The organism is Paraflavitalea devenefica (assembly GCF_011759375.1).
GTDB classification, from domain to species: domain Bacteria; phylum Bacteroidota; class Bacteroidia; order Chitinophagales; family Chitinophagaceae; genus Paraflavitalea; species Paraflavitalea devenefica.
Map to the genome: position 1 here is coordinate 70,689 of NZ_JAARML010000010.1, position 12,112 is coordinate 82,800.

Here is a 12,112-nt window from a genome sequence, read left to right on the forward strand (position 1 = left end):
CATAAAAACTGCGGAGGAATCTACTTTGAAACGGAAAGATTTTATTTACTACACGGGAATGGGCCTGGGCTCGCTCCTGCTTCCCAAGATGCCGGCCTTCGGGCGGGAGATTGACCCGGCAGCAGCGCTGCAGGGTATTGATGCATCTGTTAAAAAAGAACTGGCCGATGTGGCCCTGAATGCTGCCCGGGCCAAAGGCGCCAGCTATGCCGATGTGCGCATCGGCCGTTACCTGCGGCAGTTTGTGTCTACCCGCGACAAACGCGTACAGGGTGTAGCCAATACCGAAAATTATGGCGTTGGCATCCGCGTACTGGTGAACGGCGCCTGGGGTTTTGCCGCTACGCACACCGTAACGAAAGACGCTATTGCCAAAGCGGCAGAGCAGGCGGTAGGTGTTGCCAAAGCCAATGCAAGAATACAGGGTGAACCGGTTCAACTGTCGCCGCAGAAAGGTTATGGTGAAGTAAGCTGGAAGGCCCCTATTGAGATCAATGCCTTTGAAGTGCCCATCAAAGAAAAAGTAGACCTGTTGCTGCAGGTAAATGATATTGCCCTGCAAAATGGTGCCAGCTTTGTAACCGCCGTAATCTCGGCAGTGAATGAGCAAAAGTATTTTGCATCTACCGATGGCTCGTATATTGACCAGGATATACACCGCATTTATCCCACTTTCAATGTTACGAAGATAGACCGCGCTGCCGGCAAGTTCATGCAACGCAATGCCCTGAGTGCCCCCATGGGTATGGGTTATGAATATATGCATGCCCGCCCGCAGGATAAGCTCTCCGGCATTGTAACCCGGTATAAGGACCGGTATGATATACTGGAAGATGTAAGGAATGCCACGAAGGATGTAGACGAGAAGCTGAAAGCAAAATCAGTGGAGCCCGGAAAGTACGACCTGGTACTTGACCCTTCGCACCTTTGGTTAACGATCCATGAATCGGTAGGCCATCCCACAGAACTGGACCGTGTATTGGGCTATGAGGCCAATTATGCCGGCACCAGCTTCCTCACCCTCGATAAATGGCAATCCAAAAAATTCAATTTCGGCAATAAGCTGGTCAATATTGTAGCTGATAAGATGCAGCAGGGATCACTCGGCGCTGTGGGCTGGGATGATGAAGGCGTGAAATGTAAAGAGTGGGACCTGATCAAAGACGGCGTTCTTGTGAACTACCAGGCCATCCGCGACCAGGCCCATATTATTGGCCTGAAAGAATCGCAGGGCTGCTGTTACTCACAAGGCTGGGATGATATACAATTCCAGCGGATGCCGAACGTGTCCCTGCGTCCCGGCAAACAAAAGCTGAGCGTCGATGACCTGATCAAGGATGTAGAGAAAGGCATTTATATTATTGGGGATGGCTCCTACTCTATTGATCAGCAGCGTTACAATTTCCAGTTTGGCGGGCAAACATTTTATGAGATTTCGAAAGGAAAGATCGTGGGCATGTTGAATGATGTGGCTTACCAGTCTAACACCCAGGAGTTCTGGAATTCCTGTGCCGCCATTTGCGATGCCAATGATTACCGCCTGGGCGGATCTTTCAATGACGGTAAGGGGCAGCCCAGTCAAAGCAGCGCCGTATCGCATGGCAGTTCCACTACCCGCTTCAATGGCGTTAATGTGATCAATACCGCCAGGAAGATTGGGTAAGCTGTCAGGCTGAGCCTGTCGAAGCCCTTCGACAAGCTCAGGGTGACATTCAACTTTAATTTTTAAACTTATTATACTCATATATTATGGCAATATTAAATAAAGATGAAGCGCAGGCTATCCTGAAGAAGGTGCTGAGCTTCTCCAAAGCCGATGAAACCGAGGTAAGCCTCAACGGACAACAAAGCGGTAATATCCGCTATGCACGCAACGCGGTATCCACTGCCGGCGAAGTAAGCAACCTGAACCTGAGCGTTAGTTCCTCCTTTGGCAAACGCACCGGCAATGCCACGATCAATGAATTTGACGACGCTTCCCTGGCCAAGGTGGTAGCCCGCGCCGAAGAGCTGGCCCGCCTGGCGCCGGAAAACCCGGAATATATGCCCCTGCTGGGGCCCTCCGATTTTGCGGAATCTATCGGCTTCATCCCTTCTACCGCAGCCATGACACCCGATACAAGGGCCGATATGGTAGCGCAAAGTTTAAAGGTGGCCAAGGACAGCAAGCTGGAGGCCGCCGGCTTTCTGCAAAACAGCGCCGGCTTCCGCTCTATGATGAATTCCAAAGGACTTTTTGCCTATGGGAAAAATACCGATGTATCTTTCTCTGTAACCGTGCGTAACCAGGAAGGCACCGGCTCGGGTTATGTAGACCACAGCTTTAATGATGTAGGTAAATTAGATACACTGGCCCTTACGAAGACCGCAGCTACCAAGGCCACCAGTTCTGCCGGCGCCAAAGCCATTGAGCCGGGCCGTTATACAGTGATCCTGGAACCACTGGCCGCCAGTGATATGCTGGGTGGCATTATCCGCGGCTTTGAGCAACGCACCGCCGATGAAGGCCGCAGCTTTATGAGCAAGAAAGGTGGCGGCACACGCCTGGGCGAACAATTGTTTGATGAAAAAGTAAATATCTACAGTGATCCCTTGCACCCCGAATTACCCGGCTCTACCTGGAATAACGACGGGATGCCGGTTGAAAAAACAATCTGGGTGGAAAACGGCGTGGTGAAAAACCTGGCCTGTAGCCGCTTCTGGGCGCAGAAAAAAGGCATTAAACCATTGGCTGGTCCGGGCGGCGGCCGCTTTGGCGGTGGTGGCATGATCATGACCGGCGGCACGGCATCTGTTGAAGACCTGATCAAAAATACAGAGAAAGGCATCCTTGTTACCCGCTTCTGGTATATCCGTATGGTAGACCAGCAAACACTGGTGCAAACGGGCCTCACCCGCGACGGGACTTTCTATATTGAGAATGGCCAAATCAAGTTCCCGGTAAAGAATTTCCGCTTCAATGAAAGTCCCATTATTATGCTGAATAATGTGGAAGAGCTGGGCAAGCCGGTGCGTAGCGGCTCCTCTATTCTGCCACCGATGAAGATCAGGGATTTTACATTCACCTCCTTATCTGACGCTATTTAATATGAAAAGAAGAAATTTTATTGGCATGGCGGGGATGGGCGCCGCAGGCGCCTTACTGCATGGCCTGCCTGCTATTGGCAGGACCATTGCGGAAGCAGAAGCCCTGGTAATACGCGCCGATACGGCCGCCAAAAAACGGATGGCCGATATTGCGCTGCAGGCGGCCCGGAGCAAGGGCGCTACTTACGCCGATGTACGCATCGGCCGGTACCTGAGCCAGAGCGTGATCACCCGCGACAAACGCGTACAGGGCGTTTCCAATACTGAATCCTACGGCATTGGCATCCGTGTTGTTGCCAATGGCTGCTGGGGATTTGCCGCTTCGGAAAAGATGGACACGGACAGTATTGCCCAAACAGCCGCACTGGCTGTGGCCATTGCGAAAGGCAATGCCAAACTGGTTACGGAACCGGTACAACTGGCGCCTCAAAAAGGCTTTGGAGAAGTAAGCTGGCAAACACCCATTGAAAAGAATGCTTTCGCCATTCCCGTAAAAGAGAAGGTAGACCTGCTGCTCGCCGCCAATGAAACAGCCCTTACCGGTGGCGCCAATTTTGTCAATGCAGCCCTGTTCATGATCAATGAGCAGAAGTATTTTGCCAGCACTGATGGTTCTTATATTGATCAGGATGTACACCGCATATGGCCCACATTTACCGTAACCAAGGTAGATAAATCATCCGGGAAGTTCCAAACCCGCGACAGCCTGAGCGCTCCCATGGGCATGGGTTATGAATACCTTACAGCACTGCCGGAACACAAACTGACCGGTGGCCCTACTACCCTGTACAAAGGCCGGTATGATATACTGGAAGATATCAAGGCTGCTACTGCACAGGTAGCAGAAAAGATAACCGCCAAAAGCGTAGAGCCAGGCAAGTACGACCTGGTATTGGATCCTACCCATTTGGGGCTCACGATCCATGAATCTACCGGTCATCCTACAGAGCTGGACCGTGTACTGGGTTATGAAGCTAATTATGCCGGCACCAGCTTCCTGACCCTGGATAAATGGAAGACCCGGCAATTCAATTATGGCAGTAAACTGGTGAATATACAGGCCGATAAACTACAACCCGGCTCTCTCGGCGCTGTAGGCTATGATGATGAAGGTGTGAAGAGCGGACAATGGGATATTATTAAAGAGGGTATACTGGTGAATTACCAAACCATCCGCGACCAGGCCCATATTCTTGGATTACCTGCTTCACAGGGATGCTGCTATGCCGATAGCTGGGACAGTATACAATTCCAGCGCATGCCCAATGTATCGCTCCTGCCCAATAAGCAAACCCGCCCTGTAGCAGACATTATTAAGAGTGTGAAGAAAGGTATTTATATCCTGGGGCGGGGTTCCTACTCCATTGATCAGCAGCGTTACAATTTCCAGTTTGGCGGACAGTTGTTTTATGAGATCAAAGACGGGCAGATCACCGGCATGCTCAATGATGTAGCCTACCAGTCCAATACGCAGGAGTTCTGGAATTCGATGACGGATATTGCGGATAAAAGCGATTACCGCCTGTTTGGCACATTTAATGACGGCAAAGGACAACCCTCGCAGTCCAGTGCTGTATCACACGGTTCATCCACTGCTAAGTTTGAAGGCGTGAATGTGATCAATACCGCCAGGAAGATTGGATAATAGCTGTATGCAGTACATCATAAAACGATCAACGTAATAATCAGTAATTATTAATTAACAATTATTGATTATTACGTTTGAGTCGAAAACAAGTCTTTCCTACAATTTAAAGGCCTTCCTACAATTTAGCCAGCCAATCCAATATATAATCTGCATCTTCTTTCCAGGTAGATTGTCCCAATACATAGTGATTGCGCCCTTTGAATTCCTTGTATTCAAGGATGGAACCATTCTGTTTATATGCCTTATAATTCCTGTAATTCAGGTGGGGAGGGATAATATTGTCTTCACTGCCGGAAGTGATGAGTAAGGGCACGTGCGGCTTTTTCCAATCCAGTTTGGCCATGGAACTCAATCCGCCCCGGGCCACCGTTTTGGATTCGGGAATGGTATTGGCTTCCCAGGTAGCTTTTTGCTCATGCAGCGGCATGCCGTTCACAAACGCATATTGCCAGTCTTTTAAAGACATTAAATAGGTTTTCTTAAGGGAAGTAAACAGTCCCAGCGATTTCCAGCCGGCTTTCAGGAAGGAGAACTCATACGGGAATACACCCAATGGCGGTACAGGATGGATGGCTACGCCTGCGGCTGCATATCCACGGTTAACGAGTACCTGCGTCATCATGCCGCCCAGTGAATGACCGATGATGATGGGTTTTTCGGGCAGGCTTTGAGCATGTTTTGCATAGGAATCAATCACTTCTTTTAAAGTAAGGGTAGCCAGCGAAAGGTCATTAGGCTGACGGTCGCGTAATTCCTGCGCTGTATTCCCATCTTTATAAGGCCAGGGTGGCGCAATGGCTTTGTAGCCTTTGCTTTCGAAGTATTTGATCCAGTCGTCCCAGCCGCGGTGAATGACAAAGGCGCCGGTAACGAACATAACAGTTTTTGAAGTGATGGATGACATGTGGGTTTATTTTTACCCTTCAAAGCTACTTACCGTATTCTGCTGCCTCAATAGATAATCCGGGGGAAATGTTGTATAATTCATCGCACTGGTTATCCCGAATGCAATAAGCCCCGCTCAGAAGAGCAGGGCCATGATTGCATAAACTACTATTTATTGGATCCGTACTGAAGAGACTACATCATTGGCATTGGGCGACAGCGCGGTGAAGTTGGCATTGCTGGACGCGAGGGTCCAGGAAGTACCGCCGAAATTATTATTGGAGTACATGATCACCGTCCACCCCGCCGGGATAGTGACGGAAGAAGCCCAGTCGTTGACAAAGCCATAAGCCTGTAATTGCGACAGCGTGTAATTGCCCTTCGGTATACTGCTGGTGGCCGTTCCTCCATTGTTGATATGCTGGTAAAATTTCACACCGGTAGTACCGGTACCCGAATTATACACTGTAGACTGCCCATACAATACATTGCTCACATTAGTTAGGTAACCCGACACATCATTGTTGGGCAAATTGTAGCAGAGGTAAACTCCATAGTTACCATTCACCGTTTGTGTGGCTAAGGAAGTGGCTGTGGAAGCGCTGGTGGCTGTTATGTTGATCGCTGCGGGACCCAGGCTGGCAGCAGTAAGGCCCGGCACATTGGGCACGGAGAAGGAACCATAAATGGCATTCCAGCTATAGTTGATCTGCGAGCCTACGGTTACCCCGTTGTAGGACAACCGCGAAGCAGCGGGACCGTAATAATAAAACGAAATGATCTTATTGGGCATCAACTGACGCAATGCGGTTATCAGGTAAACGAATGAGCTGGCATTGGGCTGGCCCGTACCATTGACACCGTAGTCGGCATACTCATCGTCAAAATCAATGCCATCAAGACCATAGGTAGTCACCGCATTGGCCAATTGCTGGGCAAAGGCCTGGGCAGCGGCCTGGTTGGGAAAATTGCAGAAGCCGGCGCCCTGGTGATTGCCTAAAATAGACAGCAGTACCTTGATGCCTTTAGCCTGTAAAGGCTGAATGGTAGTGGCCCGGTTATTGAGCACAGTGGTTACCTGCGGGTTAAAATACAGGTAGGCCGCCTGGGTGGAAGTATTGTAATTGATGTTTGCCGCGAAGATGATCCCAATATCAAAAAGCGGCTGGCCGGTGGCGAGGGAATATTTGCCCACATTACTGAAATCATTGCTGTTCACTTCTACATACACTACACTTTTTGGACCGCTCACGCCCACTGCGTTGAGGGCTATTTCATCATCCGGGGAGTTGGGCGCTTTGGCTGGATTTTCAGGCAGGCCCTTTTTACAGGAATAAGTCAGGAGAGTAATCGTTGCAAGCAATAGTACAATAGCATTTTTTCTCATTAAATAGAATAGGTTTACCATAAAAGTGGTTTTTAGAATAATAGAATAAGGAAAGTTGCGAGCGAGATGCAGGTTCAGCGTCTTACCATAGGCAATATATTTTCAGGTGAATTAATACAGGCCGGGGTATGAATAAGTGAAGCCCAGCCCGAAACGGGTCCGGGCTTCACTTGCGCTGTATGTTCGTTGAAGAATTGTGGCTAATTAAGGCTTCTTATCCCACCATACTTTGGTGCCCGGATTATCCGGTCCACCCAGTGTGGCGATGGCCTTGTCATAACCCGCCTTATTGCTGTTCTTAAATTTGGACGGGATAGGTAAACGCTCGATAAACCCGGTAACTGTGCCATTGCTATTGTTGACCACCACCGGGAACAGTTTGGGATAGCCTGTACGGCGGAACTCTGACCATGCTTCCTGCCCATCGGGATATAATGCCAGCCATTTTTGGGTGATGATCCGTTCCAGCTTTTGTTCTGTGCTGCCGGCAGCATCCCACTTTATGGTTATCGTACTTAAATTAGCGTTACCGGCTGGTACATTATTGGCGCCCGGGGTTTGTGCTTTCGGGTCTACATAAGGCGCCGCTGTCTTTACAGCATCCGCTTTATAGGCCGTAGCGGAACCAGCGGCCCACTCTTCAAAAGAGCGGTCAATACCGGTTTCATAAGCCGTTTGCATATCGCCCGCATTGGCCCAGCCTCTCAAAGCAGCTTCTGCTTTTAAGAACCATGCTTCGGCCGAGGTAGCGATCTTGGCTTTGCCACCGGCTTTATCGAAGTAGTCGCCATTGGCCGACTTGGCCACCTGCTTTGAATAACCGGCATAACGTGCTTTCGCATCTATCGCCACACCATTCCTGATGCCAATGTATTGGCCAGCCACTGCTGCATCGGAAGCCGGTGCGAGGTAATGGGAGATCCGCGGGTCACTATAACCATTCAGGAAGCTGCTCAGGGGCGCTCCGGCACGTGTATCATCCCAGTCATTGATGATAGCACCGATCGGGCTTTCCGTACCATACGTCACCAATGCATTGTCACTGACAGCTTCCAGCAGTCCGCCGCTGGCGGCAGCCAATGCTTTTTCGCCCTGTAGTTTGGCGGTGGCTGCATCTGCATATACAATGCGCAATGCGAGGCGCAGTCTTAAGGTATTGGCCAACTTCAGCCATTTGCCAGCATCGCCACCAAAGATCATATCTGCCTTTTTAAAAGCAGTACCTACCTTCTTGGTACCATCCACATAAGGCTTCAGGCCGGCGGCCGCGGCATCCAGGTCGGCAAAGAATGCTTTGTAAGCATCCTGCTGGGAATCGTAATCCACAGAAAGGTCGGCATTGGGTTTGCCGAATTTTGAATAGATCACCGGGCCGAAAATATCTGCGGCCTTGTGCATTTCAACTACGTTCAGGATCTTCGCCATGGCGGCAGCATCCGTCAGATCGGCCGAAGTATATTGCTTGCTGAATTTTTCATAATCGGCGTTGGCCTGCATCACACCATCATAAGCAATGTTCAATACCCATTCATTCCAGCCATCCATCATGAAATAGTTACTGTTGTTATTCCCCCCGTTAAACGGCGTGGGGCTCATCATGTAGCCGCTGTAAATGTCCGCATTGAGGTTTTGCTGCAACTGGTACTGCCAGTTTATATAATGCACCAGGCTGCGTTGTGCATTCTGCAGGGGAAGAATAACAGCCTGGAAATCGGCCAGGAAAACGTCGGGCTTCACACCAGCCGGGTTGGTATTGGTTTCATCGAAATCTTTTGTACAGCCCGTTCCCAGCAAAGCTGTTACAACGCAGGCAGCGGTTAATTTATATAAAGATGTCTTTAACATGGTTTAATTCATTTAGTTTTTATGTTCTTAGACCAGGGTGAGCCGTCCCGACTGAGGTACGGGACGCCCCTCTTCAACACTTGTTAAAAGGTACATTTCAGGCTGAGGCCATAACTTCTGTAAGCTGGCAGGCCAAAGGCATCAATACCTACCCCTCCGGCATTTACACCAGCCACCTGTTCGGGATCAAAAGGTGCGTCCTTCTTAAAAAAGAAGAGGTTATTGCCGATAGCTGCTATGCGCAGGTCTTTCACTATTTTACCATCTACGGGAATACGATAGGTAATGGAGATCTCGCGCATTCTTACCGCGGTAGCACTATAGGTGTAAGCGGCTCCGGCAGGTGTTTTGCCGCCTATATATTTATAATAGGTTTGGGCATCCACGGTGCCGCTCCAGGCATGGCCGCTTTCGTCTACTGCATTGGAGATCGCTACAGTATTACCATTATCCCTGGCATCGCCGGTCGTTTTGCTGGTACCCATCTGATCAAGGTAACCCTGTGTAATGCTCAGCACTTTACCGCCAAACTTGCCATCTACCAGTACATTCAGGGAGAAACGACCATAGGTGAAGGTATTGTTCCATCCGGCAATGGCCTTCGGATTAGGATTGCCGATGAGGCTGTCTACAAATAAAGGCAGGTGTGTAGTGGCATTCACGATCACACGGCCCGCATTGTCTGTTTGGAAAGTACGGCCATACAGGTCGCCAAAAGAACCATCCTGCTTCAGCATGGTATAACCGCCGCTACTGCCCAGTGTATATCTTGTATCTTTATTTACACTTACAATAGCAGGATCAAACAATTCTACAATCTTGTTCTTGTTATGAGAGAAGTTAACAGTAGTTACCCAATTAAACTTCTTCGTATTAAATACCTTATAGGATAAAGACGCTTCAACGCCCGTATTTTCAATATTGCCTGCATTGATATCAGACTTGGTTGTAACGCCTGCCAGCAATGAAATGCCACTGAAATACTGGTTGGAGGTATTGGACTTGTACCAGGTAAAGTCGAATGTAAGCCTGTTGTGCAGGAAAGCCCATTGCGTACCGATCTCGAATGATTTATTCTTTTCCGGTTTCAGGTCCAACCCTGGTACAGTACTGACCGGATAGCTGGCCGGAGGATTCGCAATGCCGCCCATATTGAAGGTATACAACGGATTGGCAGAAAAGGCAGCCACATCATTACCTACCACTGCATAAGATATGCGCAGTTTGGCAAAATCAATCACCGCCGGTAGTTTCAACAACTCACTCAGCACACCACTGGCTCCCACAGAGAAGTAATTATATCCTTTCTTTTTAGAAGGCGTAAAGGCCATGGTTGATGACCAGTCGTTCCTGTCACTGAAATCAAGGAACAGCTTATTCTGGTAATTGAGCTGCACACTGCCAAATACAGATTGTATTTTCCTGCGCGCCGGCACATTACCATTGATATCATAATTGCGTACATCAATCGTCGCTTTGTCCAAAGCAGATTCCAGGAACACATTGGGCACCGTGGGTGAACCATTCACGATAAGCATCTTACCCTTTTGATCCTGTATGGAAGAACCGAGGGTAAAATTCACGCCCCAGTCGCTGTTAATTTCCTTATCCCCACTCAGCAAAATATCGCCATACATAGTGGTGGTATTGGTTTTGGTGGTATTCAGGTTCCCATTAAAGCGGGCCAGCGTACCTTGCGTGGTGGCGTAAATATTGCGCTGGTAATCGTTGATGAAATTATTGATATTACCCCTTAGTTGCACGTTGAGCCAGGGAGCGATCAGGTATTTCACCGAAGCGGAAGCATATACGTTCTGGTTGCGGTTATCAACGGTATTCCGGTTCATGACCCAATAAGGGTTCTGTTGATAATCCTGTCCACCCCAGCCGCCGCCATTGGCCTGGTCTTTATCATAGTTGATATTCCACCAGTTTTGCGCATAGAGGTAACGGGTTTGAGAGAAATACTCATAGTTCTTAAAACTGTTGAAATCAAGCCCCCGCGGGAACAGATACAAACCCGTAAGCGGATTATAATAGATACCCGGCGTGATACGGTTGTGCGCATTCTGGATACTGCCGGTAAAGACACCATCCAATACCAGCTTATCCTGCAGCAGTTTAGTGGTTTGCCTAAAGGTCAGGGTATGCTGTTTAAAGGTACTGGTAGGCAGGATACCTTTATTATCGGTATTGGAATAAGAGATATAGTTGGACGACCGCTCGTTGCCGGTAGTCAGGCTAAGGCTATTGATGAAAGTAATACCTGTCTGGAAAAAATCCTTTACATAATCGCCGGAGGTATTAGTGGCCCCTTTGGCACCCCAGCTGTCTTCCGTGCCCGGGCTGGTAGCATCCGGCGCGGTGGTTTGCTTATAATCATATTGCAGCTTGGGCAATACAGACACTTTGTCGATGGTGACACTGCTGGAGAAATCGACCCGGGCAGTGCCTGACTTGCCTTTTTTGGTAGTGATGAGGATAACGCCGTTGCTACCCTGACTGCCATAGAGCGCGGAGGCAGAGGCCCCTTTCAAAACGCTCATGGATTCAATGTCTTCCGGGTTCATGGTACTTAAGATATCACCGGCATCGGGTGCGCCGTTGTAAAGGCCCGGATCGGGCCCGCCGATCTGGTTGACAATTGGCAAGCCATCTATTACATAGAGGGGCTGGCTGTTGCGGGTAGATTTATCGCCCCGCAGCACCACGCGTACAGAACCGCCCACACCACCCGAAGTACGGTTTACCTGAACACCTGCTATTTTACCATTCAGGCTGTTCAGCACATTGGTATTCTTTACCGTATTCAGGTCTTCGGAGCCTATGCCCTGGGTAGAATAAGTAAGGGAGCGGGATTTGCGGGTGATGCCCAGCGCGGTAACCACTACCGTTTCGAGGTTCCGGGCATCCGTGCTGAGCACAATGGTCAGTGCATTCGTATTGGCATTTACGGCTATTACTTTTCTTGCATAGCCTGTGGAAGTGATCTCCAATGAATCACCTTCGCCGATCACAAGGGTAAACCGGCCATTATCACTGGTGGCTGTTCCGGCGCCACTGCTCTTAGCTTTAATGCTGGCCGCGGCTATCGCCTTACCTAAGGAGTCTGTTACTACACCAGAGACGGTGCGGCCCTGGGTAAAAGCCTGTAAGGAAAATAGTAGCAGGAAACCGGGGAGAAGTCGTTTCATAAGCAATCATTTTAGAGGTTTGATGTTTAATCCTCCAAAAGACGCACTGCCTGAAAAACAGTACCT

At 49.4% G+C, this 12,112-nt stretch carries 7 protein-coding genes; 3 read left to right on the plus strand and 4 right to left on the minus strand.

What is annotated here, in order from left to right:
• Positions 1–25 precede the first annotated feature (25 nt).
• The 3 genes from HB364_RS32090 to HB364_RS32100 all read left to right on the plus strand — a co-directional run bounded on the left by HB364_RS32090 (position 26) and on the right by HB364_RS32100 (position 4,732).
• The gene (locus HB364_RS32090) at positions 26–1,663 is read left to right on the plus strand and encodes a TldD/PmbA family protein (RefSeq protein ID WP_167292544.1); all 1,638 of its coding nucleotides are present in this window, start codon (positions 26–28) and stop codon (positions 1,661–1,663) included.
• Between the two features lie 86 nt (positions 1,664–1,749).
• Positions 1,750–3,087 carry a TldD/PmbA family protein gene (locus HB364_RS32095; protein ID WP_167292545.1) on the plus strand — a complete coding sequence of 446 codons (1,338 nt, stop codon included), beginning with the start codon at positions 1,750–1,752 and terminating at the stop codon, positions 3,085–3,087.
• Position 3,088: 1 nt separating this feature from the next.
• The gene (locus HB364_RS32100) at positions 3,089–4,732 is read left to right on the plus strand and encodes a TldD/PmbA family protein (RefSeq protein ID WP_167292546.1); all 1,644 of its coding nucleotides are present in this window, start codon (positions 3,089–3,091) and stop codon (positions 4,730–4,732) included.
• Between the two features lie 118 nt (positions 4,733–4,850).
• Here the strand turns inward: HB364_RS32100 and HB364_RS32105 are convergent, their stop codons facing one another.
• The 4 genes from HB364_RS32105 to HB364_RS32120 all read right to left on the minus strand — a co-directional run bounded on the left by HB364_RS32105 (position 4,851) and on the right by HB364_RS32120 (position 12,046).
• Positions 4,851–5,639, minus strand: a complete 789-nt coding sequence (locus HB364_RS32105; protein ID WP_167292547.1) for an alpha/beta hydrolase — start codon at positions 5,637–5,639, stop codon at positions 4,851–4,853.
• Between the two features lie 153 nt (positions 5,640–5,792).
• Positions 5,793–7,007, minus strand: coding sequence for an endo-beta-N-acetylglucosaminidase H (locus HB364_RS32110; protein ID WP_167292548.1), 1,215 nt, complete (start codon positions 7,005–7,007; stop codon positions 5,793–5,795).
• A 204-nt stretch (positions 7,008–7,211) separates the two neighbouring features.
• A complete protein-coding gene (locus HB364_RS32115) occupies positions 7,212–8,852 on the minus strand; it encodes a SusD/RagB family nutrient-binding outer membrane lipoprotein (RefSeq protein ID WP_167292549.1) in 1,641 nt (546 codons plus the stop codon).
• 83 nt (positions 8,853–8,935) lie between these two features.
• Positions 8,936–12,046, minus strand: a complete 3,111-nt coding sequence (locus tag HB364_RS32120; protein WP_167292550.1) for a SusC/RagA family TonB-linked outer membrane protein — start codon at positions 12,044–12,046, stop codon at positions 8,936–8,938.
• Between the last annotated feature and the right edge of the window lie 66 nt (positions 12,047–12,112).